General features: G+C 64.7%; 22 protein-coding genes. 7 read left to right on the top strand and 15 right to left on the bottom strand.

What is annotated here, in order from left to right; genetic code table 11:
- The first annotated feature begins 114 nt into the window (after nt 1-114).
- The 4 genes from IPJ87_09070 (at nt 115) to IPJ87_09085 (ending at nt 3,822) form a co-directional block, all read left to right on the top strand.
- A complete protein-coding gene (locus IPJ87_09070; protein MBK7942011.1) occupies nt 115-1,842 on the top strand; it encodes a T9SS type A sorting domain-containing protein in 1,728 nt (575 codons plus the stop codon).
- A 277-nt stretch (nt 1,843-2,119) separates the two neighbouring features.
- Entirely contained in the window at nt 2,120-2,785 is a 666-nt protein-coding gene (locus IPJ87_09075) for a hypothetical protein (protein MBK7942012.1), read from the top strand.
- Nucleotides 2,786-2,829: 44 nt separating this feature from the next.
- Nucleotides 2,830-3,321: a YajQ family cyclic di-GMP-binding protein gene (locus tag IPJ87_09080; GenBank protein ID MBK7942013.1), complete on the top strand. Its 492-nt coding sequence runs from the start codon at nt 2,830-2,832 to the stop codon at nt 3,319-3,321.
- A 3-nt stretch (nt 3,322-3,324) separates the two neighbouring features.
- Entirely contained in the window at nt 3,325-3,822 is a 498-nt protein-coding gene (locus tag IPJ87_09085; GenBank protein ID MBK7942014.1) for an acyl-CoA thioesterase, read from the top strand.
- Between the two features lie 304 nt (nt 3,823-4,126).
- Here the strand turns inward: IPJ87_09085 and IPJ87_09090 are convergent, their stop codons facing one another.
- From IPJ87_09090 to IPJ87_09135, 10 genes are all read right to left on the bottom strand, one after another.
- On the bottom strand, nt 4,127-4,450 hold the full coding sequence (locus IPJ87_09090) for a hypothetical protein (GenBank protein MBK7942015.1): 324 nt from the start codon (nt 4,448-4,450) through the stop codon (nt 4,127-4,129).
- 82 nt (nt 4,451-4,532) lie between these two features.
- Nucleotides 4,533-5,198 (bottom strand): hypothetical protein, encoded by a 666-nt coding sequence (locus tag IPJ87_09095; protein ID MBK7942016.1) that lies wholly within the window; start codon nt 5,196-5,198, stop codon nt 4,533-4,535.
- Between the two features lie 38 nt (nt 5,199-5,236).
- On the bottom strand, nt 5,237-6,160 hold the full coding sequence (locus IPJ87_09100) for an endonuclease/exonuclease/phosphatase family protein (protein ID MBK7942017.1): 924 nt from the start codon (nt 6,158-6,160) through the stop codon (nt 5,237-5,239).
- Complete coding sequence (locus IPJ87_09105; GenBank protein ID MBK7942018.1) at nt 6,157-6,654, bottom strand: hypothetical protein; 498 nt, start codon at nt 6,652-6,654, stop codon at nt 6,157-6,159. The genes IPJ87_09100 and IPJ87_09105 overlap by 4 nt, the downstream gene beginning before the upstream one ends.
- A gap of 2 nt (nt 6,655-6,656) precedes the next feature.
- Complete coding sequence (locus IPJ87_09110) at nt 6,657-8,075, bottom strand: B12-binding domain-containing radical SAM protein (GenBank protein ID MBK7942019.1); 1,419 nt, start codon at nt 8,073-8,075, stop codon at nt 6,657-6,659.
- Nucleotides 8,076-8,078: 3 nt separating this feature from the next.
- Entirely contained in the window at nt 8,079-9,764 is a 1,686-nt protein-coding gene (locus tag IPJ87_09115) for a DUF4173 domain-containing protein (GenBank protein MBK7942020.1), read from the bottom strand.
- A complete protein-coding gene (locus IPJ87_09120; GenBank protein MBK7942021.1) occupies nt 9,761-10,057 on the bottom strand; it encodes a transcriptional regulator in 297 nt (98 codons plus the stop codon). The genes IPJ87_09115 and IPJ87_09120 overlap by 4 nt, the downstream gene beginning before the upstream one ends.
- Entirely contained in the window at nt 10,054-10,725 is a 672-nt protein-coding gene (locus tag IPJ87_09125; protein ID MBK7942022.1) for a hypothetical protein, read from the bottom strand. The genes IPJ87_09120 and IPJ87_09125 overlap by 4 nt, the downstream gene beginning before the upstream one ends.
- A gap of 73 nt (nt 10,726-10,798) precedes the next feature.
- Nucleotides 10,799-11,500, bottom strand: coding sequence for a ZIP family metal transporter (locus IPJ87_09130; GenBank protein MBK7942023.1), 702 nt, complete (start codon nt 11,498-11,500; stop codon nt 10,799-10,801).
- Nucleotides 11,497-12,225, bottom strand: a complete 729-nt coding sequence (locus IPJ87_09135) for a class I SAM-dependent methyltransferase (GenBank protein ID MBK7942024.1) — start codon at nt 12,223-12,225, stop codon at nt 11,497-11,499. The genes IPJ87_09130 and IPJ87_09135 overlap by 4 nt, the downstream gene beginning before the upstream one ends.
- A gap of 61 nt (nt 12,226-12,286) precedes the next feature.
- Here IPJ87_09135 and IPJ87_09140 point away from each other — a divergent pair, with 61 nt between their 5' ends.
- Nucleotides 12,287-13,093 (top strand): hypothetical protein, encoded by an 807-nt coding sequence (locus tag IPJ87_09140; protein MBK7942025.1) that lies wholly within the window; start codon nt 12,287-12,289, stop codon nt 13,091-13,093.
- Nucleotides 13,094-13,227: 134 nt separating this feature from the next.
- A complete protein-coding gene (locus IPJ87_09145) occupies nt 13,228-13,620 on the top strand; it encodes a DUF1987 domain-containing protein (GenBank protein ID MBK7942026.1) in 393 nt (130 codons plus the stop codon).
- Here IPJ87_09145 and IPJ87_09150 read toward each other — a convergent pair.
- From IPJ87_09150 to IPJ87_09170, 5 genes are all read right to left on the bottom strand, one after another.
- A complete protein-coding gene (locus IPJ87_09150) occupies nt 13,617-16,685 on the bottom strand; it encodes an ATP-binding cassette domain-containing protein (GenBank protein ID MBK7942027.1) in 3,069 nt (1,022 codons plus the stop codon). The two genes, IPJ87_09145 and IPJ87_09150, sit on opposite strands and share 4 nt — an antisense overlap.
- A gap of 85 nt (nt 16,686-16,770) precedes the next feature.
- On the bottom strand, nt 16,771-17,190 hold the full coding sequence (locus tag IPJ87_09155; GenBank protein ID MBK7942028.1) for a hypothetical protein: 420 nt from the start codon (nt 17,188-17,190) through the stop codon (nt 16,771-16,773).
- 2 nt (nt 17,191-17,192) lie between these two features.
- Nucleotides 17,193-18,095: a hypothetical protein gene (locus IPJ87_09160; protein MBK7942029.1), complete on the bottom strand. Its 903-nt coding sequence runs from the start codon at nt 18,093-18,095 to the stop codon at nt 17,193-17,195.
- A gap of 103 nt (nt 18,096-18,198) precedes the next feature.
- Nucleotides 18,199-20,907: a hypothetical protein gene (locus tag IPJ87_09165; protein MBK7942030.1), complete on the bottom strand. Its 2,709-nt coding sequence runs from the start codon at nt 20,905-20,907 to the stop codon at nt 18,199-18,201.
- 274 nt (nt 20,908-21,181) lie between these two features.
- A complete protein-coding gene (locus IPJ87_09170; GenBank protein ID MBK7942031.1) occupies nt 21,182-23,563 on the bottom strand; it encodes a choice-of-anchor L domain-containing protein in 2,382 nt (793 codons plus the stop codon).
- Nucleotides 23,564-23,642: 79 nt separating this feature from the next.
- Between IPJ87_09170 and priA the strand changes: the two genes are divergently transcribed.
- Nucleotides 23,643-26,093: a primosomal protein N' gene (gene priA, locus IPJ87_09175; protein MBK7942032.1), complete on the top strand. Its 2,451-nt coding sequence runs from the start codon at nt 23,643-23,645 to the stop codon at nt 26,091-26,093.
- Nucleotides 26,094-26,263: the final 170 nt, after the last annotated feature.

Here is a 26,263-nt window from a genome sequence, read left to right on the forward strand (position 1 = left end):
TGCGGTGATGAGCGGTTGGACGCTCTGAACGCTTAAACTTGTCCTTCCGTGGCGCGCAGGAGCCTGTTCCTGTGCGGCACTGGACGAACCCTCAACCATCCATCCCCTACGACCATGAAGAAAACCCTACTCGCATTGCTGCTCGGATCGGCCGGCCTTGGCGCTCAGGGCCAGGTGATCCTCAACGTGCTGGAGCCCGCGAACATCGCCGGCAGCTACAGCTTCACCTGGGCCGATCCCGGTGGAGGCTGGGGCAGCCCGGACCTGAACGATCCGTTGAACGCGTTGACCGATACGTTGGCATTGGCCACGGACGGCACAGCGGCCGACAGCCTCTGCTGCAACCCGCTGACGAATGGCGCGGATGTGGCCGGTAAGATCGCCGTGATCTACCGCGGCGATTGTGAGTTCGGGGTCAAGGCCTTGAACGCTCAGAACGCGGGCGCCATCGCTGTGTTCATCATCAACCGCGTGGCCGGTGCGCCTGTAGCGATGGGGGCCGGTGCGCAGGGCGCGAACGTCACCATCCCTGTGGCCATGATCACCCTGGAGGATGGGATCGAGGTCGAGGATGAGCTCGAGGCCGGCACTCCGGTGGTCGCTTTCCTAGGCTCCATCAACAATTTCTTTCAGTACAACCTGAGCGCCTACCGTCCAGATGTGCTCGTGGCGCCTGCCAGCGGCCAACCCGCTTTGGTGTCGCAGAACGCCAGCGAGTTCAGTGTGGAGCTGGGCCTTTGGATCCACAACTACGGCACGGCCGACCAGCCCGATGCGAGCCTGAACGCCAAGGTGGAACAGAATGGCACCGTGCTGTACGACCAGACCTCGACCGGAACGGCCATCACCTCCGGAGACAGCTTATTCGTGACCCTGCCACCATTCTCGCAGGCAAGCTACACGGACGCTATGTACACGGTGACGTACAGCATCTCCTCCGGCTCGTTCCCGGATGAGTTCATGGCGGACAACTCGTTCTCCTTCACCTTCCGCGTGGACTCAGTGCTGAGCTATGCTCCGATCGATGCCGGCACGGGCAAGCCAGCTCCCAACGCACACTACCGGCCGGCGGGTGACGTGGACGGCTTCCAATCGTGCATCCACTTCCAGAACCCCAATGCAAGCCGGATGGCGGCCACCGGTATCTACATAAGTGCCACGACATCGGCCGACACTTCCCTTGCGGACGAGTTCATCGGTGTGCGCGCCTACGAGTGGGCGGACAGTTTCACGGGACTGAGCGACCCGAACTATCCTGCTCAGGCCGCTTACAATCTGGTCGAGGAAGCAGCGGGCGAGTACTACTATCAATCCGACCTCCAAGGGGAGGTGATCTTCGTGCCCTTCCAGGATCCTCTTGTGCTGCAGGACAACACCCGCTATCTGTTCTGTGTGTACACGCTGTCCGAGCTCCTGTTCGTGGGGTACGATGCAACCCCGGACTACGACGAGCACACGACGTTGTATGACCAGCCGGTCTCTTTGACCGAGAACGATGGCAACTGGTTCAATGTAGGTTTCGGTACCGATGTCACCAGCGCCATCGGTGTGGAAATGATCCCCGCCGGGAACATCGGCATCAACGAACTGAACAGCGTCGACGTGACGCCCTACCCCAACCCGACCACGGACATGATCCGCGTGCCGCTTGCGGGCCTCACCGGAGCGGCCGACCTGCGCATCGTGGACCAGACGGGCAAGCTGGTGACCGAGCGCCGCGTCAACATCGCCAACGAGGTGCTGGTGCTGGACGTGACCGGTCTTTCCGGGGGCACCTACCAGTTCGCACTCAACTTCCAGGATGGAGGCCGGACCACCTTCCGTGTGGTGGTGACCAAGTGATCGGCCTTTTATCGTCAAGGAAGCGCGGGCCGGGCCCGCGCTTCTTTTTTCACTCCCTGCCGACCGCGACAGGGAACCTTTTGCACCGTCCCTCGTCTATCGCCCAGTCGATCCGCGCATGACGCTCCGCCTCCCGGCCTTGCTCCTCGTTCTGGGGGCGTTGCATACTTGTGCGCCAACCGTGCGCGCCCATGGCCCCGGGCTCATCCCTCGGACCAAGGGCGTATCGCTCCTTGCCGCGAGACCTCTACTGGATGGCCTTGGACGTGGGCGACGGTTGAGAACCCGCGGGACCAGTCCCCTTGCGCACGACAGCCATTACTTCTTCGGGCCTTCGGCGATCCCCCTCGAAGGCGGGCAGGGCTATTACCAGAACGTTAGCATCCTGATGCACTCGGCCTATTTCGCGCCGGTGACAGGACTGCAGATCGGCGCAGGCCTCCAAGTGGGTTCGCTCATCACGAGCATCGCCACGCGGTCCGGAGGACCCATCGTGCACCTGCGGGTGGGCGGAAGCGGGCGCATCGCACAAGGGGCCATGCACCTGGGCGGCTTCGCCATGGGGGCCCGTGTGACGGCCTCACCACCATTCAACGACCGGGAGCCGCTGTCCCTGACCGTGGGCATCGCGGCCATGCAGGCCACCTTCGGCGGCGACCTGTTTAACGTGACCTTGACCGGGGGCTGGGGCTATGAGAACGGCGCCCTCACCGATTCCCCGGTGATCGGTCTCAGCGGGCTTTGGCACATCACCGACCTCATCTGCTTCGTCACCGAGAACTGGCAGTTCCCCTTCGGCCGGTCGGACTACCGGGTCTTCAGCTATGGTGCGCGGTTCACTCACCGAAAGATGGCCTTCGACGCCGGATTCGCCGTGAACAAGGACTTCGCCGAGTTCTTCGTCCTGGGCGTGCCCTTGGTGGGTTTCGCTCTGCGCTTCTAGGCTGCTCATGAGGCGCGTAGCTTTCGGCACCTAATCGTATGCCCATGCCCAGCTTCGACATCGTCAGCAAGATCGACGTGCAGACCCTGGACAACGCCGTGAACACCGCGAAGCGCGAGGTGGAGACACGCTATGACCTCCGCGGCAGCAACAGCAGCATCGAGCTCGACAAGAAGGCGCTCACCATCAAGCTGAGCACGGAGGACACGATGAAGCTCGACGCGATCGAGAAGATCGTCCTGGAGCGGAGCACCAAACAGCGCATCGATGTCAAGGCCTACGACCTGAGCACGGAACCTCAGCCCAGTGGCAAACTGGTGCTGAAGACCATCAAGGTGCAACAGGGTATCGAGCGCGAAAAGGCCAAGCGCATCCTTAAGGCCATCAAGGACAGCGGGTTGAAGGTGCAGCCTCAGATCATGGACGACATGATCCGGGTGACCGGCAAGAAGATCGATGACCTACAGGCCGTGATCGCCTTGTGCAAGTCCTCGGACTTCGAGGTGCCGCTGCAGTACGAGAACATGAAAGCCTGACCCATGCACGCCATCACACTCCGCTTCCTCGCCGAACCCACGGACGTGAATTATGGCGGCATGGTGCACGGGGGTGCGGTGATGCGGTGGATCGACCAGGCGGGGTATACCTGTGCAGTGAACTGGAGCGGCCGGTATTGCGTGACGGTCTATGTAGGCGGCATCCGCTTCCATCATCCGATCCGGATCGGACACCTCGTGGAGGCCGAGGCCCGGCTCATCCACACCGGTAGCACCAGCATGCACATCGCGGTGGACATCCATGCACGAGACCCGCGGACCCATGATCGGGTGAAAACCACCCATTGCATCATCGTCTTCGTGGCCATGGATGATGATCGAGCCCCGGTGGCCGTACCACGGTGGATCCCGGATACGGACGAGGAGAAGGCCCTGAGCGCCTACGCGGTCCGGTTGATGGGCATGCGGCAGGAGATCGAGCATGCCATTCGGCCTCACCGGTCGGGCGATACGGGCCCGGGCAGAGGCTCCACGGCCTAGGCCGGACGGTTTTCCGCAAAGGGACCGCCAGGAACGAGGAAGCGCGCCTTACGGGGCGCGCTTCGTTCGTTCTCCCGATGCCGGCTTACGGGCCGGGCCAGGGTCTTCAGGCGCCCAGGAGGGCAAGGACCCTGAACATCAGGTATGCGTGTTCGGCCTTACGGGGCCTGTTGTTCAAGAGGCCTTACGGGGCCTCGTGACAGTGGAACGCAATGGGCGTGCCAGAAGTTTCGCTGGACGGGAAAAAAAGCGAAGGCCCCCGTCCGTGCGATGAACGAGGGCCTTGGAAGCGGGCCTGTCCACCTCAGAAGACCGAACGCCCCTGCAGGAAGAGCACGAAAATGAAGGTCATCATGAAATGATGGACCAGCAGCAGGACCGAGGCGAACGCGAGCACGGTCTTGCCGCTGCGCTTCAGTTCAGGGAACAGCTTCTTGTTGTTCAACGCGATGATCGGCAGCGGCACGGTGGCCAGTAAAAAGGTCACCGCCAGCGCTTTGAACACGAACACATTGTCCAGCACTCCGAAGAACAAGTGGGCGTAGTAGAACACGAAGCCCAGGGATGACAACAGAGCAAGCCGGACGAACATCTTGGCCTCGTAGACCATTTTGGCTTTTGTTTCCATGGGATAGACGCACCGCTCTTACGAGGTTGCGTCCTCCAGGGTTCCGACTTATCAACAGTGGCGCGGCTCTCCTGTAGGCAACCTAGCGCCCGATCTTGCGTACCGCGAGCCGGAACAGGCCTGACGATCCAAGGGCCGCGCCAGCCAAGGCCAACGGCCACGGATAGGTGGTCGGAACGAAGCCGGCAAGGAAGGCGTTCACGGCTGATGTGCCCAGCATGGGCTCCCCGTTCGCAGAGAGCCACCGCACCGGTTCCAGGATGAAGGAGGTGAGGAAGAGCGCAGCCGATAGAAGGAGCAGACCCCATGTGTACCGGTCGTGTACGGCGCGACGTGCACATGCCGACCCATGAAGGATGAGCACAGCGAGCAGGATCAGACCGACCGAGATCAGGATCGGAGCCCAGACGGGGCCGACCCATGGCAAGGGCACAAGGAAGAGCAGGTCCCACTCCGTGAGGGAGGCCGGCCAGCCGATCAGGATCCGCAGGAGAACATAGTAGAAGATGTCCCAAATGCCGAAGCAGAAGGCGAACCAGGCGAAGCGCTGCAAGGCCGACCGGGTGACCAAGGCCGCGGGAGCGAAGAGCATGACCAGAGTCGCAAGTTCACGTCCGATCTCCGTGGCCGCGATCGCGGGGTCGATCGGACCCAGGGGAAAGGCGAACCCGTCCGGGTAGTACAATGCACGGAGGTAGACCACGACGGCGCTTTCCAACAGGGCCATCGCCCCTGCGAACAGGGTCATCCAGGGCAGAACCTGGATCCAGGTACGTTCCATGCCGATCATGTGGCGATGTCGGCGATGAGGCCGCGGTGATCGGAGCCCGGTATGTGGAAGGTGGAGCTTCGAACGACGGCGGCACCTGAGCGTGTGAGCACATGGTCGATCGGGATGAGCGCGAGCCCGAGCACGGCGGGGAACGTGGGCCTCCACGGGGCCGTCCCGATCCGGAGACCGGCGGTGCTGCAGAGCGTCCACATCGCCCGGTCCCAGCTGACCGTGTTGAGGTCGCCCACCACGACCGCGCGAGGACCGCGCGAACGAACGAGCCGCGCCAGGTGCTGCAATTGGGTGTTCCGAAGGCCATGGTCCGCAGGACCGCCCGGGGAGTTGGCGTGCACACTGAACAGGTGGAGAGGGCCGTCACCACACTTCAGCACGGCCTCGATCGCCGGGGAGCCGCAAAGCGCATGCTGCACCAGGCGTTCCACCGGTCTGCGGCTGAAGACCGCGATGCCGTAGCACCTTTCGTTCGGCACGACCTTGAACTGCGGGTAGGCCTCGCGCAGGGACTCCACGAGCACCGCGGCCCAGGCCGGGCTCACCTCTTGAAAGGAGATCACATCGGCATCACAGGCGCGCACCATCCGGATCACCTCCTCATGCCATCCGTTGGGCTGAAGCAGGTTCACCTGGGCGATGCGCAGGTCGGCACTGCGCGGTCCGGGCCCCGGGCCGGCCACGGGCGCATCCACCTGCAGCAGCACCATGCAGGTCGAAAGCACGCTGGCGCAGGCCGGCCACACACGGCGCCTCCAGAGGGCCCAGGCGGCGAACGCGGCGAACGCGAGCGACCATTGGACCAGAAAGGCGCGTGCGAGCATCGGCAGAAAGGCGTCCGGTGCAAAGGCGAGGGCCGTGCCCAAGGCCAGCAGGCCGGCCGCGAACAGTACATCGCGGTCACGATGGGACAGGGTGGTCATCATGGGGCGGGCAAGGGCTGGTGTTCCAGGCGTTCGATCAGCACACGCACGCGCCACAACGGCAGGGCGCCCAGCACCCCGAAGGAGGCATCGATACACCGCCAGAAGAAGGGGATCCCGCGCACGGGTGCCCACAGAAAGGCCAGAGGCAGCACGAGCAGGCAGCACCAAAGCCCCCATTCGATCACCCAGCGGTCGCGGACCGGATCGCGCAGCGGACCGATGAACGCGAGGCCGATGACCACGTGCGCGAAGGCGAGCCAGTCGGTGCCGTAGAACAGGAAGGCGTGCTTCGAGCCCACCTCGGCGATGGCATCGGCACTGCGCTGCGCCCATGCATGCCACGGGCCCGGCCAGTTCCGTGTGAGGTCCGCGAGCCAGGCCGTGCCCCATTCCAGTGGCACCGCGGTGAGGCCGCTCAGCCACAGGGCGCCGATGAAGAACAGGATCCAGATGCGGATCTCGCGGCGGATGCGGTCGTGTTCGTGGATGCGCATGGTCAGGCGATGGGGTTCACGGGACGTAGGACCTTGTCCGGTGTAGCGGCATTGGGTTCACCGATGCCGACCTTGGCCAGGATGGCCTCCAGCACCGGCAGCATGTCGTTCAAGTGCCGGGTCTTGATGAGGAGGTTCCACACGGGCTCGAACTTCTTCCAGCCCGCCGTGTAGGCGAAGTGCTTCAGCACGTGCTTCGCGCTGTCGTGCCGCAGGCTCGCCCGCACGATGTTCGGCCACGAATAGAAATGGCGGTAGGCCCACCAATAGCCGGCCTCGAGCTGGTCCGGTGAAAGCTTGGCTGGCCGGTACACCACATGACGCGTATCGTAGCGGTCCCAATCGCGCGTCACGAGCCGGCCCTGTGCTTCCATGTCGCTGAACAAGCGAGTGCCTGGATACGGCGTGAGGACATGGTAGGTGCTGGTGGTGATCGCATTGCGCACCCCCCACTCCACCGTGCGGGCGAACACGTCCGGGCCATCGTCGTCGAGCCCGAAGACGAAGCTGCCGTTGATCATCACCCCGTGATCGTGCAAGCGTTGCACCGCCGATCCGTAGTCGCGTCTCAGGTTCTGCTTCTTGTTGCTCTGCCGGAGGTTCTCGGGGTTGAAGGTCTCGAAGCCCACGAAGAGGCTCCGCAAGCCCGCGTCCGCGGCCTTGCGCAGGAGATCACCGCGCAGCACGGAGTCGACGGTGCCTGCGGCCTGCCACACACGGTCCATGCCCTTCATGCCCTCGAACAGTTCGGCGGCGAAGCGCGCGTTGCCCAGCAGGTGATCGTCGAGGAAGTAGAGGTGCCGGCCAGGCAGCCGGTCGATCTCGGCCAGCGCGGCATCCACGGCTTGCGTGTAGAAGCCCGTGCCGCCGCTGAAGAAGGCATCCTTGTAGCAGAAGTCGCAGTGGTGCGGACAGCCGCGTGACACCACGATGGAATTGGGCACCAGGTAGCGGTCGCGCTTGATCAGGTCGCGGCGAACGGGCGGGATGCCTTCCAGGCTGCGCACCGCGCTCGCGTACCGTGGCTTCGGCTTTCCCGCGTGGAAATCGTTCAGGAACGCCGGAAAGGTGTGCTCTCCCGGACCCAGGAAGATGCTGTCCGCATGCGCCGCCGCTTCCTCCGGCAAGGAGGTCACGTGCAGGCCGCCCAGGCATACGTGCGCCCCCTTCGCCCGGTAGTGATCGGCGATGGCGTAGGCCCGGTACGCGTTGGTGATGTAGACCTGGATCACCACGAGATCCGGCTCGTCATCAAGGCGCAGGCGCTCCACGTGCTGGTCCTGCAGGTCCACCTCATCATCCGGGTCGAGGTAGGCGGCGAGGGTGGCCAGGCCGAGCGGAGGGAACAAGGAATACTTGATGGGGCGCCAGAACGGGCTCTCCGCCTCGGCCAGGGCCGGCAGGATCATCTTCACCTTCATGCCTCAACGTGCTGCGGGGTCCACCTCCGCGATCAAGGGCTCCTCATCCACCATCGTGTCCTGCAGGCGTGCTTCGACGGATGCCCCGGCGGTCCCGGTCGCATCATTCATCGCATGCCGGAGCCGTTCCTCCCGGGTCGTGACCGAGGCGAGGCCGCATGCCTTCAACGCTTCATGCGTCCGCTGATCCGCCCAGGTCCAGCTACGCCGATCCTGCTCCGCGACCCTGAACAGGAAGCGTTCCCGTTTGCGGTCCAGAGCCGTCCTGAAGGCATCAGGGTCCAGGTGCTCCACCCAGCGCACCCGGTTCCCGCGGTGCTTGGCCATCTGCGCCTCCACCTTGGGCAGGTCGGCATAGAGCAGCGGCAGCACCTTGTCGCTCATCGCGAGGTAGTTGTCCACGTCGATCTCGCCCTGGTTCCAGTGTGCGAGGTTGTACCGGACGATCACACCGTCCCAGTTCACCGTGCTCAGGGCCACCAGGGCCACGAACGCGGCCCAGCCGTTCACGCGAAGCAGGTAGACCAGCGTTCGCCGCTCGCGCACCTTCAGGTACAGCGTCACAAGACCCACCAGCATCAAGGCCAGGAACACGATGACGCCGATGCGCTTGTACGCCAACCCATGGAAGTGGATGTAGTGGTAGTTCCGCAGGAACACCGAGATGCCCAGGATGAAGTTCTGCGCGATCCAGGCGGCGGCGAGCGCACGCAGCAAGAGCTGCTTCGGGTGGAAGTTGAGGTTGCCCCGGAACAGGTGCAGAAGGAGGGCCATGCTGAGCAGGATGCTCAGGATGAGCAGCCAGGTGCCTTCATGCACGAACTGCTTCAGGTCGAACCCCTCTTCGACCGTGAAGCCGAACCATACCCAGGAGATGTCGACCAGGTTCACCACCAGCAACAGGGCATTCACCAACACCAGGAGCAGCAAGCCCATGCGACGTTCTCGGTCCAGTGCGCCCATGGCCAGTGGAGCGAGCCAATGTGAGCGTCGCTTCCGGACGCGCGTCAGCGCCTCGTTCATAGGCCAGGCCGGTCCTGCGAACAGGTGCGGCGCCGAACGATGGAGCAGTGCGACGCTCGCGATCAAGGCGAAGCCGATGAAGAGCACATGGGGGGTGACCAGCTCGGCGAAAAGGTCACCCAGGAGGTCGAGGAGACCGTCCATGAAACCCGCCGTGAGCGCCTCGAAGCGTGGGTTCGCGGCGCGGTAGATGAAGGTGTAGACCAGCAGCACCGCCACGGGAAGGAGCGCCAGCCGGGTCCACCTCCAGCCCGTGCGCGTGGCAGGCAACCGCTTGAGCCCGATGTTCACCGCACCAGCGACGCCGACGGGCGCGAAGAGGGCGTTGAATACCGCGGCCATCAAGGCCACCGGCAGGTTGCGCTGGGCCGGTTCCAACAGGAGCACGGCGCCCACCGCCAGGCACGCCAAGGCGCCCACCACCGCGATCACACTGCCGTGCACCACCACCATGGTGGCACAGATCAGCAGCCCACCGAGCACCCAGCGCGCCGACACCGAGGCGGAGCGGCGCAAGGCCAGGGCGACCCCCATCGCCACCACGGTGAAAAGGGCCAGGTTGAGCCCGATGTCCTGCCGCCAGAACAGCCGGTCGAAGACCAGGGCCAGGCCGAGCACGCAGAGCGCGGTACGGAGGTCGATGCGGTGAGGAGAGGAAGCGTTCATTGGCGGAGGTCCTTGTTGAGCAGTTCGTCGATGGCGTCCAAGTGCGCGCGGAACGCCGCGGTACCGGTGGGTGTGGCCTTGTAGCTCGTGTTGGGCCGTTTGCCCACGAACCGTTTGCGCACCTGCACATACTTCGATGCGTCCAGGGCGGCCAGGTGGCTGGCCAGGTTGCCGTCGGTCACCTGCAGCAGGTCCTTCAGCACCGCATGGTCCACCCATTCGTTCACCGCGAGCACCGCCATGATGCCGAGGCGAACGCGGCTTTCGAACACTTTATTGAGCCCCGCGATCATGCGGCGTCCTTTCCGGATGATTCGTAGCGGAGCCACATCAGGCCACCATAGAGGATGTGCAGCACCCCGAAGCCCAAAGCCCAGAAAAGGAGCCCGGCCCCCACCCAGGCGGTGGAGAGGAGACCGAGCACCACCTCGCTGAGCCCGAGCCAGCGGATCTCGTCCAAGGTGTACTTGGAGGCGTTGAGCAGCGCAAGTCCGTAGAACACGAGCGTGGCCGGTGCCACCAACGCCACCTGGCCGTGGGCGAGCATGGCGAGGCAGAAGAGGCCGCCCGCCACCAGGGGCACGGCGAGGTTCCAGGCAAGCCGCTTCGCGGATGGGTCCCAAAGCCGCTGACCCAGTCGTTGGGCCCGTCTCCAGGTGAACCAGGCCGCTCCGGCGAGGGCCAGCACCAGCACCAGCATCGCCAGGGGCACCAGGTCCCAGGCTGCGGCCAGAACGTCCGGCCCGGCGTAGGCATCCAGCCCCTCTTCCAAGGAGCGTGATCGTGCCGGGTCGATACCGAGCAGGAGCGCGTCATAGCGCTCCCGCGCGAGAAGCGCCCCCATCAGCGCCACCACACCGGCACACACACCGCTCAGCCCGCTCAAGGACAGGAACCGTGTGCTCCGCTCCATCAGCCCGCGGATGTGGGCGAGGTCCTGGTGATGCTCGTTCTGGATCATCTTCAAAGTACTTTGCGTTTCAAAGTTATGAACGCAGGGAGATCCGCCGCGGTATGTCCGTCCGGAAAAAAGATCAGTGGACCATCCAGAGCGCCAAGGCGGCGCCAAGGAGCACGGCGGCGAAGCGCTGCAGGTTGAACCGGTGCTCGGGAGTGGTCTCGAAGATGATGGTGGTGCCGATGTGGAGCAGCATGCCGATGGCCACGGCCAGGGCGCGATGCAGGAACTCCTCCCCCAGGCTTCCACCGCCGAGGGAGCCCACAAGAATGCCCGCAGGCGCGGCCAGGGCGAAGACCGTGATCATGGTCCAGCTGCGAAGGAGGGGCACCTGAGAACGCTGGAGCACGGTGGCCAGAGCGATGGCCATGGGGAGCTTGTGCAGGAGGACACCGAGCAGGAAGGGCAGATCGCTGTGCACTCGGGCATCGGCGAACGGCATGCCCTCGGTGAACGAGTGCAGGCACAGGCTCAGCAGGGTGAGCAGGGGGAGCGCGCGCCCAGGCGAAGTGTGCATGTGACCGTGCTCGATGCCGTGGCTGAAGAACTCGAGCACGACCTGCAGCATGAAACCGCCCAGGAGCCACGGTCCGATGCCTTCACCGGCCGCTTCATAGAGCTCGGGCATCATGTGGGTGAGCGCGACGCTCAACAGGAACGAGCCACTGAAGGCCAGCAGCAACCGGAGCGCGTTCGCTCCCGGCCTGCTGAACTGGACGATGGCGCCGGCGGCCAGCGGCAGCAGCAGGAAGAGGGCGAGGGTGGTGGACAGGATCATGTCAACGGTCGTTGCGCCCAGATCACCAACCGCTGGGAGCGGATCGGATCGAACGGCTCCGGCTCCGGGCCATCGGTGCTGTCCAGCACGACGAAACCGGCCTCGCGCACGAGCTGCATCAGGCGCTCAGGGGCCAGGGCCGACACGCGTTCCTCGAAGTGATGGCGACCGCTCGCATCCTCGGCCAGGATGCGCTTCACCACCATACCATCCTCGGAGCTTCGGGCGATGGTGAAGCGGACCCCACCGGCCTGGACGCACTCCATGGGCACCAGTTCCTTCAGCACGCGCACGCTGTTCATGAAGTCAAGCACGAAGCGCCCTCCCGGACGAGCGGCTGCGAACGCTGCCGCCAGGGCCTTCCGGTCATCATCCTCGTCCTCGAAGTAGCCCAGGCTGGTGAACAGGCACACCACCAGATCGAAGGCCGCCGAGGCGAACGGCACACGGATGTCGTGCACCGCGAAGTGGGCGGAGGGCACATCGTGGCGTGCCTCCGCGATGCTCTCCGCGGAAAGGTCGATGCCGGTCACATCACATCCGACCTCGGCGAACCATCGGGCATGCCGTCCCCGCCCGCAGGCCATGTCAAGCACGGTGGTCCCGGGTCCGGCCTCGCAGCGTCGCAGGATGGTACTGACCCAGACCTCCGCGTCATCCTCATCGCGATGGCCGTAGAGGAGCTTGTAGTAGGGCGTGCCGAACCAGGTGCGGTACCAGGCCATTCGAAGATCGGGGCCCGAAAGTACACCACGACCGCCCAGCGGCGGGCCCTACCTTCGCCGCATGAAGTCCCTGACCGGAGCCGTGCTCGCCGCCATAGTGCTGATGGCGTCGTGCAAGAAGGAGGACGACCTGGGCAGCGAGGAGGTGAACACCATGGTCGACCATGCCCATGCCGAGAACCTCATCGCCCCGCTCTACCCATTGGCGCAGGCCCTTCGGATCGGCCCCGGCCATTGGACGCCGGACAGCGCAACATTCTGCATGAGCGTGGACAGTGTGCAGGGTGATACGGCCATGTTCCCTGCGAACGGCCCTGTGACGCTTCATCTACGGTTCAACGAAGGCGGATGCCTGGATGCCGCTGGCCGAGGTCGCACGGGTCCGCTCGTCCTGGAGTACGACAGCCTTGAGGGCGACGGCCGCGCCCGCCTGAGCGCATTCCACACCTCTGGCCTGGAATGCGCCGGTTTCAGCTTCCGCTGCGCGGCCTCGGTGAGCCCGTTGAGCGATGGCAGGCACCGGGTTCTGGTGGACAGTAGCGCGATCTGGCGCCAGGGGGCCTGGAGCCGCCGTTATCATGGACGCCTGGACCATGAACTGATCGCCGGCACCATCGATTGTACGGCGGGTGATGATGTGTACGCGGTGACTGTCGAGGTGATCGGCCAGGACCGTTACGGGACCGCCTACACAGCCACGACGAGCACCATCCTGGAAGTCGCTACTGGCTGCAAGTGGGTCCGGGGCGGCGTGCTGACCTTCGTGCAGAGCGATGAGCGGGAGCGGACGCTGGACTACGGCAGTGGGTGCGACGCCCGGGCCGACCTCACGGTGGCGGACACCCGATTCGGGTTGATAATCCCGTGAATAACTCCCTGGCGAGGCGGACAACCACCGCGGCCGGGGGGGCTTGTTTTGCGGGAGAGCGCGCGCTCCACGCGCGCAGCACCGGCAAGGGCCGGTGGATGCTCCTCCGGGATCGAACCAGTACGCGAAGCACCATGGAACCGCTGATCTACGAAGGCACGGCCAAGACCCCCTCGATCCACTTCGATGCCGACCAGGGCCGCTTGGAGCTGAAGGGGCGTTCGATCCCCGAGAACTCCATCGACTATTACAAGCCTCTGATCGCCTGGGTGGACAAATACGCCCGGGCTCCTCGGCCATCCACGGTGGTGCACGTGCAGCTGGAGTACTTCAACACCAGCAGCAGCAAGTGCATCCTGGACCTGTTCAAGAAGTTGGAGACGATCCGCACCCAGGGCAACGAGCTCGCGGTGCATTGGCACTACGAAGAGGATGACGAGGATATGCTGGAGGCCGGCGAGGACTACCAGGCCATCATCAACATACCCTTCCGCATGATCCTCGTGAAGGACCAGGAGGGGTCCTAGGTGCCGCCGGAACGGCTGGAAAGCCGCTGCACGATCCAGGGGAAGACCTCCGCCCGGAGCGCGATGGCGAAGGCCAGGGACATCAACCAAAGGACGATCACATTGGCCCAGAACGTCGGGACACGGATCCCGCCGAGCCACTTCGCCGGTGCATAGAAGTGCGCTCCGAAGAAGCCCTTGCCCTGGGCCTCGAGGTAGATGGGATCGCTCTTGCGCACGAGGGCTCCACGGTCGACAGCGATGACGTTCACATCGTTCTTGTTGGTGACGAACTCGGCCAGGCTTTCGTTGCGGTGGGCGTCCAACAGGGCGAAGTAGCGGATCCGGGCCTCGGGTCCATCGGTGAGCTCGGCGATCAGCTGTTCCTTGGCCCGTTCGGCCTCTTTGTACATGCGGCGGTAGTGCACTGTGAGGTCGTTCAGCAGGCCGTCCGCGGCGTTCAGGGCGGTCTGGTCCACATGCCCCTCCGGCGTCATCCGCAGGTCCGGCACCACCAGACCGCTGATCCGGCCGGCCTCGGCCTTCAGCTCGTTGCGGAGGAGCTCCAGATCGCGCCCCCGTTGGGTCAGCTTGGCGGGATCGATCTCCACCCCGCGAAGGTTCGTCACCCGGTGCTGCAGTTCGCGCACCCACAGGTCCTTCTTCCAGTTGGCGGTCTTCATGCGCTGGTCCAGCGTATAGAACCGCCGCTCATAGGCATTGTCGACGAACTGGGTGACCGCGAGCCCCTCGTAGGCCCAGCGACTGGCCATCACGTTGCCGATCCAGGGGACACCCTGCTGGGACGAGAACCAGGGATGCAGCTTGTCGAAGCGCACGATGATGCCGCTGAAGAGCAACTGCGGGATGATCAGCACGGGGATCACGATGTAGATCACCTTGGCGCTGTTGAAGCTGGCGCTGACGTTGAGGCCGAGCACATTGGCGAAGCAACTGGTGCTGAACAGGAGCGCCCAGTGGACGAAGCCCATGTCCTGGATCCCCAGCACGCGGTCACCCACCACCACGAAGAGCAGCGACTGGATGGCCGAGATGAGGAAGAGGATGGCGATCTTGCTGAGCAGGTAACTGTTGCGGTTCAGGGCCAGGAACTTCTCGCGCTGCAGGATCTTCCGGTCGCGGATGATCTCCTCGGCGGCCACGGTGAGCCCGAGGAACAGCGAGACGATGACAGCGATGAACAGGTACTGCGGGATGTTGTCGTTGGCTCGGTAGATGTAGGTGGTACCCTCCTCGCCCGCACCGTGGTAGCGCAGGAAGAAGGCCATGACGAAGGCGAGCACGGGGGCCTCCAGCAGGTTGATCAGCACGTACTGACGATTGGCCAGCTTGGCGAGGATGTCCCGCGTGAAGAAGACCTTGAGCTGCACGAGCCATCCAGGTGCCTTGAACGTGCTCCGGGGTACGCTGCGCACCTCGGGCACCTGGGCCATGCGGCCCTCCATCTGGGCCTTGAACACCTCGTTCCAGGCCTCCGGGCTGATGCGGCGTTGATCGGTCTCCATGCCGTACTCGTCCACCAGCTTGGCCTCCAGGATGTTGAAGATCTGCTCGGGGTTCACGTTCCCGCAGGCCCGGCATTGGCCCACCTCGCTGTTCACCTGCCCGGTGACCCGCTTGAAGTATACCACCGACTCCACGGGGTCGCCATAGTACACCGGGTAGCCTTCCTGATCGATGAGCAGCAGCCGGTCGAACAGCTTGAAGATGTCCGAGCTCGGTTGGTGGATCACCACGAAGACGATGCGCCCACGGAGCGCGAGCTCCTTGAGCAGGTCCATGATGTTCTCCGAGTCGCGCGAGCTGAGGCCGCTGGTGGGCTCATCCACGAACAGCACACTGGGCTCGCGGATCAGCTCAAGGGCGATGTTGAGGCGCTTCCGTTGGCCGCCACTGATCGTCTTCTCCAAGGGCGAGCCGACCTTCAGGTCCTTCGTGTCGTAGAGACCGAGCTGTTGCAGGAGCTTCAGCACGCGGTCGCCGATCTGTGCGTCGGTGAGGTCGCCGAAGCAGAGTTTGGCGTTGTAGAAGAGGTTCTGGTACACCGAGAGCTCCTCGATGAGCAGGTCGTCCTGGCTCACGTGCCCGATGACACCGCGAATGCGTGCGGCCTCGCTGTGCACGTCCACCCCGTTGATGGTGACATGGCCGCTGCTGGGCTTGAGGTTCCCGTTCAGCACGTTGAGCAGGGTGCTCTTCCCGCTGCCGCTGCCGCCCATGATCCCCACGAGCTTCCCGCTGGTTTCGGCCAGGTCAAGCTCGTGGAGCCCGAGGCGGCCATTGGGGAAGGCGTATGTGATCCGCTCGGCCTTGAAGACGAGCCCGTCGCGCTGGCGCCCCGTCATGAAGCTGCCCAGGATGTCGCTGTAGTAGATCGGCCGGCCATGCGGGGGCCTGATCGACGAGCCATTGCTGAGCACGTAGTGGTGGCGGCCGTTCATCGGCTGCCCGTTGAGCAGCACCCGGTCCTGACCCAGGTAGCGCACCATGTACAGGTTCACGTTGGGCACGTGCAGCACCCGGAGCTCCCCATCCAGATGGGCGTGGAGATGGCGGGCCTGAGCGAGACCGTTCTCCACGGCGGCGTCGGCGTAGAGCAGGTGGGGTGAATCGACGCGTTCGCCAGCGGCCTGGGCCACGAAGGCCTGGCAGCGTTCAAAGTCCTCACGACCGATGTTGAAGGTCTCGGCCACGGTGTTGACGAACTCCTGCTCCTGCTCGGCCACCCCTCCGGCGTGGATGAACTCCAGCAGGTGCATGAGCACGATGAACTTCTGCCGCTGGGTGAGCTCCTCGTTGACCTGAACACAAATGCGGAGCACGCGGACGGAGTTCACCGAGATGCGCTTGCGTCCGGAGCGGCTCTCCCCACCGGTGTTGTGGAAGGCGGCCACATGGGCATCGAACCGAGCGAGGTGCTCCTCGACCTGTTCGGCGGTGAACTGCTGACGCAGGAACCGGTCCAGCATCAGTCGCCCGGCAGGTCGACCGGAACCGGCGGCCGCATCGGCCCGCGCGATGATCGCGAACAGTTGCAGCAGCGCGTTGAGGATCTTCTCGCTCATGAGGGGGTCCGCCGGGCAGGCCCGGAAAAGGAACATCCCTCTTTACGGGAGGGATGTCCGAAGGGTTCCGGAGGACCGGGGACGCCTACTGCTTGAATCCGATGAGCATCACGGCACAGCCGGAGCCCAGCTTGGACGGGTCGAGCTGCGCCTCGATGGTGACATCCAGGGTGTTGGCCACCACCAGGTCCCAGTACGGGCTGTTCGCATGCTCCTTGTTCGTGAAGAGAAGGTTCCGCTCCTGGTCGAACACACTGAAGACCAGATTCCCGTCGGCCAACCCGCTGCACGCCGCCACACGGTAGGTGGTGCCGCCGAAGAGCGTGAGGGAGAACTCCGCCAGCTCATCGCCCTGCAGCAGGGCGCGGTAGAACTGGCCATCAGGGATGTACGATGTGGTGATGTGCTTCGCGCAGAGGTCGGCGATGGTGTCGCACTGCGCGCTGGCCTGGCCGGCGGCGAATAAGCCGAGCACGGTGGCGGCCGTGGCGATGGTCGTCCTCATGGTCAGATCAGGTACTTGGTGCGCAGCACGGAGACCTGCTCAGCGATGGCCGACAGGTCCTGCGGGGTGATGGTCACTGCGGAGGTGCTATTGATGAAGGTGGTGCGCGAAGGGGCGTCGGTGACGGGCTTCTCGAAGGTGTAGGTGCTCTTGAGCCCGGCAAAGGCCTGCTTCAGGGTCTTCAGGTCGGCGCACAGCGCGGCACATTGCTGGTCCTTGTCGTTGGCCTCGATGAGCGCGATGAGATCGTCCAAGGCCTTGCGTTGTTCGGCGATGCGGGGCGCCAGCTTGGCCTGGGCATCGCCTGTGGCGTGTGCGAGTGCCAGGTGCAACGAACCGATCCACCCGCCGGCGAGCACCAGGGAGGCCACATCGCCGCGCTCATTCGTCTTCAGGTAGCGATCGGCGGCGCGGAACGCCTCACCGCTGAGCCGCAGGAGACTGTCCTGGGTGTTCACGTTCCGCTTGAACCGGTCCACGAGGCCCTTGTCGAAGGCATTGCCCATCTCCAGGGCGGCGCTCAGCTTCTCGATGGTCTGCAGGGTGGCCAAGGCGGTCTGTCCGTCCTTGTGGATAGTGGCGTAGGCCAGGTCGGAACCGAACATGCCCACGGCCAGAGCGCGGCCCATCCGGCCCGTCAACCCTTCAGCCTTGTTCTTGTCCATGAGCAGGTCGCGCTGGTAGGCCGCGCCGGAGCTGCGGATCAGCAGGGCGGTCTGCACCGGGGATGGGATGCTGAAGAGCTTGCCGCCCACGTTCACCACCCCACCGCCATCGGAGGGGGAGGGGGCGAGGGTGTCCTTGGCGGCGGGATCGGAGCCTTGACCTTCACCACCGCCGCCGCAAGCGGCCAGCAGCATGGACCCGGCGATGGTCAATACGAATTGGGGTCGATGGGAACGCATGGTCAATGGCTGTCCGCGGGTGCGGACCGGGGACGAAAGTAGAGGCCTCCCCCACCCTGTCCCGGGATGGTCTCCCGCACTTATCAACAGGGCAGGGTTCGGCTCAGCGCTTCACGACACGGCCCGTCGCGCTCAGCGCTCCCTCCAACCGATAGAAGTAGCTGCCCGCGGCCAGATCACGGCCCTCCACGCGAAGCTGACCCGTGGCCGGAGCCTCGATGCGACGAACGACGCGCCCCTGCAGATCCGTCAGAAGGAGCACGATCCGTTCGCCGGTCCGGGGGGCGTAGGTCATCACGAAGTGATCGTCGAACGGATCGGGCATCACCGAGAGGCCGGTATCCCCCTCCGGAGCGATGATGGCGGTGCTGAACACGCAGGCGTCCACCAGGAAGGTGAGCGGCACGGCGTAGTCCTCGTTCACCACGTCCACCACCTGGTCGATGCAGATCATGTTGGCCGGGTTCACGAAGTGGACGCGGAAGAGCGGGGTGAACCCGTTGTGACGATCCAAGAGACTGTCCACGTACGAGAGGCCGATGACATGGGCGGTGTTGCCGTTGAAGGAGGGCACGATGGGGAAGTCCAACGGGTCCGCCAGGTTGTCAACGCCGGTGATGGTGATGCCACTGAAGCGTAGCTCATAGCCCACCAGCTCCCGGTTCGGGTTCCGCACATGCACGTCCAGATACCCCGCACCGAGATCGAACGCACCGATGGTGAAGGTCACCGAGTCGTAGATGTTCACCATGTCGATCAACGGGAAGCTGCACCGGGTGTCCATCAGGCTGCTGTCGCCGAGCAGATGGGCCTGGTGGCAGTGGGCGATCAGGGCCGCATCGGCCACGGTGAGGGAGCCGTCGTCGTTGACGTCCGTGCAAGGGGCGGCCATCAGGGAGGCATCGAGGATGCCGGCCACATAACCGGCCGCATCGACGCTGTCGTTATCGGCGTCCACATCCAGGTCGCCGATGAGCCGGGCCCCGGCGCACACGCCCTCACAATCGATCTGCGCACTGCCGTAGATCTGGCCGAGGCAGTCCACGTAGGACGGGCAGTTCTGTTGCACGGTGACCACCAGGTTCGGGTTGTGCGAGATCTCGATGCAGGCCTGTCCCCAGTTGTTGTTGATGTCCATCTCGAAGCGGCCGAGGGCGTCGGGGCTGTTGTCCCAGTTGGTCCGCACCACCAGGGTGTAGCGTCCGTCCGGTACATCGGTGATGTCGATCCACTGACAGGAAAGACCGCTGCTGTAGATATCGCCGCAGCCCATGCTGATGCCCATGTTGCTGCAGCCATACTGGGCCGAACCGCCACCGCTGCACTCCAGGTCCATCACGCAGAAGCCGTTCTTGAAGCCCTGGGCCATCTGCTGACCGAGGCTGTCGTACAGAAGGTACTCGGCGTATCCTTCATAGTGCCAATGGTTGTGACAGGCGCCGTAGACGAACTGATCGGGGTTGGCACCGGGGTTGCCGATGTAGTAATCGGTGAATCCGATGTTCTGGATATGCGTGGTGAAACGCACGAGTTCGCGCGTACCGAAACCGGCCAGGCAGCCCTCCTGGATATAGCAGTCGTTGGCGTTCACCACCATCGTTTGGGCGTAGATGGAGCTCTGTAACACGTCGCTCCGGACCGTGAGGTCCGGTCCGAGCGGGCAGTTGGGATCGCCCCAGGGGATGCAGCTGCCATCGTCCACGGCGGCGAGGGGATCGTAGTTGCACGAGGCCGGGTCCGTACAACCGGCGATGGGACCGGCGTACACCAGCGACCAGTCGATCGATCCGCCGGCACAACTGGTGTCCGTGTCACCGATCCGGACATAGTAGGTCACCCCGGCCTGCAACAGCGCGTTCACCTGGGCCTGCAAGCCGCATCCGCCCTGGTCGTTGTCGTAGTAGATGGTGCCGATGTTGGAATCGTCCCAGATCAGACCGATGCAATGGTCGTAGACCCAGACCCGGGTGTCGCAGGTGTTCGTGCCGCAGGTGGAGATGCTGTACACCCCATTGCTGTCCGGCACGAAGACGTACCAGGTCTCGTTCCCGATGGTGCTGTGCTGACCCTGTTGTACCGTATCAGGCGACAGGCATCCGAAGCCGGGCGGGCAGTTCCATTCCACGCGGTCCGTGAAGTCGAAGTTGCCGCCCTGTGCGATCAACGCGCCGTCGTAATAGAGCCAGTAGCCCCCGGGTGAGAAGATCCCGTCACCATACGTGTCGTGCATGGTGAACACCAGGCATTCCGCGGTATCCACGCATACGGCTGCGCCAGTGGACGTGCCGGAGGCGAGCACAGCGCCGTTCCCGTTCCGCAGGTCCCAGCTCATCTCGTTGGGAAAGGCGTCGGGAACGATGTTCACCTGTACGGCCACCTCACCGGCCGCGCAGTTGGGCGGCGGCGGCGGGATGTTCGCGTTCAGGCTCCACACCACGGTGTCCGCCGCACAGGCGTTCTGGTAGTCACCCACCCGGATGTACACCTGTTGCCCACCGTTGAGGTTGAGCACCACGGCGCTCTGAAGGGCGCAGGCGTCATCGTTGTAGCCCAGGGCGTTCAGGTCCTGCTCATTGGTCACAAGCCCGGTGCAATAGGTGTAGGCCCAGAGCTTGGTGTCGCAATCACTGAGGCCGCAGGTGCTCAACGCGAACTGACCGGTGGCCGGCGCCGTGTACACGTACCACGCGTTGTCGAAGGGTGCGGTGTGGGTGCCTGGCGCGACGGGGATCGCGTTCGAGCAGGAACTGCCCGCTTGTGCATGCAGCATCAGTGCAACGAACGACAGAAGAAGGGTAATGGGTGTGCGCATCTGGGCCGGTTGATCGGCCCAAGGTAGGGGATCCGTTATCGGTTCACGGACCGTCTGTAATGGCGTGGATAGCGCACCCGGCGACGCACTAGAGCGTAGTATTTCCTCCACAACGGGGTGTCCAAGAGCTCCAGCAGGCTGCTATCGGCCTTGGGGAGGCGAACGGTCGGAGTGTTCATGTCCGGGGCTTCCAGCGAAAGACACGGCGTGCACCGGCATCCGTTGCTCCACGGCCACGCCAGCAGAGGACATTGATATACCGGTCCGACCGGGACTAGCGCATCAAGGTGATGTGGCCGAAGCCCTCCTTGACGTCGCCGGCGATCGCCTTCACCCGGTACCGGTACACATAGACACCACTGGGCAGAAAGGCCCCGTTCACGGTGCCGTCCCAGGCCTGGCCCACCTCGTTCGACTCGAACAGGGTGGCGCCCCAGCGGTCATGCACACGGATCCAGAACTCTTTGACCCCCATGCCCATGGCCTGGAAGGTCTCATTGAACCCGTCGCCGTTGGGCGTGAAGCTGTTGGGGATGTACAGGTGGAACTCCGGGTCCACGAGGAGGGTCCGAACGGTGCTGTCCCTGCATCCCAAGGTGTCGGCGATCACCAGCAACACCTCGTACAGGCCCGGCTCCGGATAGGTCACCTCGGGGTTCTTGTCCTGGCTTTCCAGGCCGGCCGTTCCGAAGTCCCACCACCACTGCGTGGCGCCCAGGGACAGGTCCATGAAGTAGATGGGGGCATTGTTGACCCAATAGGTGCCGTCCACGGCGAAAGAGGCCATCGGCGCGTTCACCCCGAGGCCGCTCTGATCGGTGGCCGTGATGCCGCAGGCATCCGTGACCGTGAGGGTGTATATCGTGTTGCTGTTCGGGTGCGCGGCCAGCGTGTCGGCCGTACCCCCCGGTTCCCAGAGGTAGGTGTACGGTTCCAGGCCGAGGACGGGTAGAGCATGCAGCACCGCCGTATCGCCGATGCAGATCACCGTATCCGGCGCGATGCTCACCCGCACGGTGTCGTAGGCCACGGTGACGGTGACCAGGTCCGTGGTGTCCTTGCCGCACAGATCGGTCACGGTGACCGACCAGCTGGCGGTGGTCGCCGGCGCCACTTGAACGGTCGGGGTCGAGCCCAGCCCGCCGCTCCAAGCGTAGGTGTAGCCGGGGGTCCCGCCCTGGACCGCCGCCGTCAGTTGCACCGGAGTCTCCGGGCAGAGCACGACCACATCGTTCTGGATCGTCACCACCAACGGCGGCACGATGGGTACGGTCACGGTCACCTGATCCGTCTGCGTCACCACCCCGCAATCGTCGGTGACGGTGAGGGTGTAAGTGGTGGTCTGCGCGGGCGCCACCCAGCCGCTGAGCTGCCCGTCCGGCACGCCTTGATCCCAATCGAGGACAAAGTTGCCGAAGCCTCCCGTGACGGTGGCCGACAGCAAGGTGCTGTCCACGCATTGGATGGTGACATCGTTGCTCAGGACCACATCGATCTCCGGTGCTTCCTCGATGAGGATCACCATCGACACCGTGTCACCTCCGCACGCGGTCTCGTTGATCACCATGAGCATGATGGACTCCTGGCCTTCGGTGATGGCATCCAGGATGGCGCTGAACTGGACGTTGATCGAATCCTGGCCCGGCTGGAAGATCACCTGGTCGGGCACGTTGGTGAAGTCCGCGCCCTCCGTGGCCGTGCCGCCGATGAGGATGTCCACCGTGTCGGGGTCCACGAGCGGACCGCCGCGCACCAGGAAGAGCGATGCGGTGCCGCAGCCTTCGTAGAAGAGACTGTCGATGCCACCGGAGACCACCTCGCCCACGATCGCCACCTGGTTGCTCTGGAAACTGCCGGCCTCCAGGAACACGGCGCTGTCCCACACCTGGTCGTTCGCGTCGCCCACCACGAGCTTGATGTGGTACGTCTCCCCGCAGATCACCTCGGCCAACGCCTGCATCACCACGGTGAGCCCGTCGTACTGCACATAGAACGGGTTGCTGTTGTACGGTGCGTTCGTGCCGTCGCCGTTGACCACGTAGTACTGCGGGTTCACCACATCGTTCACGGTATTGATGGTCACCGGGTCCGTGGTGCCCGGGATGAGGGCGATGTTGATGGCATTGTTGCTGAACGGCCCTGTGATGCCCGGACCGCTCAGGAAGAAGCCGAACGCGTCGTTGATGCTGTTGACGAACTCGAGGTACTCCTCCGAAGCGAACACGAAGTTGAACTTCAGCGAATCCCCGGTGGGCACGAAATCGAACTCGAGGACCGCACAATCGTTCACGTCCTGGATGGAGGGCTGGCTCTGTTGCGCGAGCAGCAGGAGGTCCGGGTCCTGCACGTTGGGCCCTGTGTTGGGCACGGAGGAACTGCCGGAGCCGTTCGGGCCGATCGCATTGGAAATGCCCCCTGTGGCCAGGATCACACCGGCCGGGATGCCCACGTTGGCGTTCGCGCTGTTGAATTCACCGGCCTGGATGGACACGGTGTTGCCGGGCAGCCCGTTGAAGGTGATGTTGCTCGCCGTCACCCCACCGCCCAGCAGCACGTTCTGCACCAGCTGGGCCGGGGTCTGCGTGTTGTTCAGGACCAACTGCGCGTGTGCCGGGCCCAGCGCCATCAGGATCACCCACAGGAGGACGCCACGCATGAAGCCGCAAGGTACGTTCATCCGCTGTGCCATGGGTCGCCAGGGACCGGCGGGTCTTCGTGGGTAAACTTGCGCACCCATGCCGCGCTTCGCCGATGTCATCCTGCCTGCGGCCGTTCCGGGGGTGTTCACGTACGGCTTGACGGAGGAGATCGGCCCGGTGTTGCCCGGCATGCGGATCGTGGTGCCCTTTGGCGCTGGACGGAAGCTGTACGGCGGCCTGGTGACGCGGGTGCACGACGTCCGTCCCGAGGGACGGAACGTTCGCCCGGCGCTGAGCGTGCTCGATGCCGCGCCGCTCCTGGAACCGGTGCATCTGCAGCTGTGGCAACGGCTGGCCGACCACTACCTGTGCTCCCTGGGGGAGGTGATGCTCGCCGCCCTGCCCGGTCCGATGGTGTTGACCAGTGAAACGCGCGTGACGGCCACGGCGCTCACCGCCGAGCATTCCGCACGGACACCGCGAGCGGCCCTGTTGCTGGATGCCCTCGAGCAGCGTCCGGCGATCACCCTGGGCGAGGCCGGCGACCTGCTCCAGGTGAAGGATCCCCTCCGCGCGATGAAGCAGTTGCTCGACGAAGGCGCCTTGGCGCTGGAGGAGGAACTGCGGTCGCTCCCCGTGGAGCGCTTGGTGCGCCATGTGGCGCTCACCGCGGAAGCCGCTGATGAGGCCGCGCTGCACGGCTGGTTCGACCGGCTCGCGCGAGCACCCAAGCAATTGGCGCTGCTCATGAAGGGCATCGAGCTCGGTCGCTGGTTGGACAACGGGGGTGGGCCGGTGGCCGAAGCGAGCCTGTTGAAGGCCGCCGGCGCGGAACGCCGACACGTGGAGGAACTGGTGCGCAAGGGCCTGTTCAGCGTCACCGAACGGCCGGCCGACCGACCGCCGCCCCGGCCTGGCAGCGGTTCCCCCACCCTCTCGCCCGCACAGGCCGCCTGCCTGCAGGAGATCGACGCCGCCCTGAAGGGCCATCGTTGCTGCCTGCTCCAAGGCGTCACCGGCTCGGGCAAGACCGAGGTGTACGCCCACCTCATCGAGCGCGCCGTGGACCAGGGCGGCCAGGTGCTGTACCTGCTGCCGGAGATCGCGCTCACCACCCAGCTGATCGCTCGGCTCCGCACACGCTTCGGCGATCGGGTCAGTGTGTTCCACAGCAGGCTCAGTGCCCGCCAGCGCGCCGACCTCTGGGGCGGCATCCTCCGCGACCCCGGTTCGCATCCCATCGTGGTGGGCGCCCGCTCGGCGCTCTTCCTGCCCTTCCGGCGCCTGCGGCTGATCATCGTGGATGAGGAGCACGACCCCTCCTACAAGCAGCAGGACCCTTCTCCGCGCTACAATGCCCGCGACATGGCCCTGGTGCTCGGCGAACTGATGGAGGCGCCCGTGGTGCTCGGATCCGCCACGCCCTCCATGGAAACGCTGTACAATGCCCGGCAGGGCAAGTACGGCCACGCCCGGCTGCTCGAACGCTTCGGCGACAGCGTGCTGCCCACCGTGGAGCTGATCGACCTGCGCGAGGCCTATAAGCGCAAACGCATGCAGGGGCACTTCACCCCGGAGCTGCTGGAGGCCGTGCAACGGACGGTGGAGCGGCGCGATCAGGTGATCCTGTTCCAGAACCGGCGCGGCTACGCCCCCGTGTGGCAATGCGAACAATGTGCGCATGTGCCGAACTGCGCGCATTGTGATGTGAGCCTCACCTACCACAAACGGAGCCACGAACTGCGCTGCCACTACTGCGGCCGCGGCTATCCGCCGCCCACGGCCTGCCCCTCCTGCGGCAGCCGACGGCTGAAGATGATCGGCCTCGGCACTGAGCGCATCGAGGAGGAACTGGCGGTGGCCCTGCCCGACGTGCGCGTGGCCCGGCTCGACCAGGACACCGCCCGCGGCAAGCACGCGCTGGAGCGGCTCATGCACGACTTCGCCGAAGGGCGCATCGATGTGCTCGTCGGCACCCAGATGGTGACCAAGGGGCTCGACATGGAGCGCGTGAACACCGTGGGCATCCTCAGCGCCGACCGGCTGCTGCGCTTCCCCGACTTCCGCGCCCACGAACGCGCCTTCCAGCTGATGGGCCAGGTGGCGGGCCGCAGCGGCCGACGCGGTGTACAGGGCCGCGTGCTCATCCAGGCGTTCGACGTCGCCCACCCCGTGCTCGGGCACGTGCTCACCCACGATGTCGACGGGTTCTACGCCCGCGAACTGGAGCATCGCCAGGCCCACGGCTATCCGCCCTTCTCGCGGCTGGTGCGCTTCACCCTGAAGCACCGCTCCGAGGAGCGCGTGGAACAGGCCGCGTGCACCCTGGTGAACCTGCTTCGGCCCGAGCTGGGCGATCGGGTGCTGGGGCCGGAGACCCCGGCCGTGGCGTGGGTGCGCGATCAGCACATCCGCAACGTGCTGGTGAAGCTGGCCCGCGGCGTCTACCACCGCGAAAAGGACGTGGTGCGAGCGGCGCTGGACCGCCTGCCGGATGAACTGCCTGAAGGCCGCGTACGATTGATCGTGGACGTGGACCCCGGTTGAACGCCGTTCTCAGAACCTGTTTGCAATACCCCCTTTTGAAGCGAGCGCTGAGGATCTGGCGACCAGACGAGACGCGAGAATAGGAGCATAGCCGGGAGCTACGTGACTGTTCTCGCGGCGAAGTATGGTCGTTAAAGACCAACGCGCAGCCAAATGCGGGTATTGCAAAC

It is taken from the genome of Flavobacteriales bacterium, from assembly GCA_016713875.1.
Lineage (GTDB): Bacteria > Bacteroidota > Bacteroidia > Flavobacteriales_F > PHOS-HE28 > PHOS-HE28.

What these genes read in the sequence shown, in the direction of transcription:
- IPJ87_09140 (MBK7942025.1), top strand. Translation starts at nt 12,287, where the DNA reads ATGAAGTCCCTGACCGGAGCCGTGCTCGCCGCCATAGTGCTGATGGCG.
- IPJ87_09155 (MBK7942028.1), bottom strand. Translation starts at nt 17,190, where the DNA reads ATGAGGACGACCATCGCCACGGCCGCCACCGTGCTCGGCTTATTCGCC.
- IPJ87_09165 (MBK7942030.1), bottom strand. Translation starts at nt 20,907, where the DNA reads ATGCGCACACCCATTACCCTTCTTCTGTCGTTCGTTGCACTGATGCTG.
- IPJ87_09135 (MBK7942024.1), bottom strand. Translation starts at nt 12,225, where the DNA reads ATGGCCTGGTACCGCACCTGGTTCGGCACGCCCTACTACAAGCTCCTC.
- IPJ87_09110 (MBK7942019.1), bottom strand. Translation starts at nt 8,075, where the DNA reads ATGAAGGTGAAGATGATCCTGCCGGCCCTGGCCGAGGCGGAGAGCCCG.
- IPJ87_09090 (MBK7942015.1), bottom strand. Translation starts at nt 4,450, where the DNA reads ATGGAAACAAAAGCCAAAATGGTCTACGAGGCCAAGATGTTCGTCCGG.
- IPJ87_09070 (MBK7942011.1), top strand. Translation starts at nt 115, where the DNA reads ATGAAGAAAACCCTACTCGCATTGCTGCTCGGATCGGCCGGCCTTGGC.
- IPJ87_09150 (MBK7942027.1), bottom strand. Translation starts at nt 16,685, where the DNA reads ATGAGCGAGAAGATCCTCAACGCGCTGCTGCAACTGTTCGCGATCATC.
- IPJ87_09160 (MBK7942029.1), bottom strand. Translation starts at nt 18,095, where the DNA reads ATGCGTTCCCATCGACCCCAATTCGTATTGACCATCGCCGGGTCCATG.
- IPJ87_09120 (MBK7942021.1), bottom strand. Translation starts at nt 10,057, where the DNA reads ATGATCGCGGGGCTCAATAAAGTGTTCGAAAGCCGCGTTCGCCTCGGC.
- IPJ87_09125 (MBK7942022.1), bottom strand. Translation starts at nt 10,725, where the DNA reads ATGATCCAGAACGAGCATCACCAGGACCTCGCCCACATCCGCGGGCTG.
- IPJ87_09095 (MBK7942016.1), bottom strand. Translation starts at nt 5,198, where the DNA reads ATGACCCTGTTCGCAGGGGCGATGGCCCTGTTGGAAAGCGCCGTCGTG.
- IPJ87_09130 (MBK7942023.1), bottom strand. Translation starts at nt 11,500, where the DNA reads ATGATCCTGTCCACCACCCTCGCCCTCTTCCTGCTGCTGCCGCTGGCC.
- priA (MBK7942032.1), top strand. Translation starts at nt 23,643, where the DNA reads ATGCCGCGCTTCGCCGATGTCATCCTGCCTGCGGCCGTTCCGGGGGTG.
- IPJ87_09080 (MBK7942013.1), top strand. Translation starts at nt 2,830, where the DNA reads ATGCCCAGCTTCGACATCGTCAGCAAGATCGACGTGCAGACCCTGGAC.
- IPJ87_09115 (MBK7942020.1), bottom strand. Translation starts at nt 9,764, where the DNA reads ATGAACGCTTCCTCTCCTCACCGCATCGACCTCCGTACCGCGCTCTGC.
- IPJ87_09105 (MBK7942018.1), bottom strand. Translation starts at nt 6,654, where the DNA reads ATGCGCATCCACGAACACGACCGCATCCGCCGCGAGATCCGCATCTGG.
- IPJ87_09170 (MBK7942031.1), bottom strand. Translation starts at nt 23,563, where the DNA reads ATGCGTGGCGTCCTCCTGTGGGTGATCCTGATGGCGCTGGGCCCGGCA.
- IPJ87_09145 (MBK7942026.1), top strand. Translation starts at nt 13,228, where the DNA reads ATGGAACCGCTGATCTACGAAGGCACGGCCAAGACCCCCTCGATCCAC.
- IPJ87_09085 (MBK7942014.1), top strand. Translation starts at nt 3,325, where the DNA reads ATGCACGCCATCACACTCCGCTTCCTCGCCGAACCCACGGACGTGAAT.
- IPJ87_09100 (MBK7942017.1), bottom strand. Translation starts at nt 6,160, where the DNA reads ATGATGACCACCCTGTCCCATCGTGACCGCGATGTACTGTTCGCGGCC.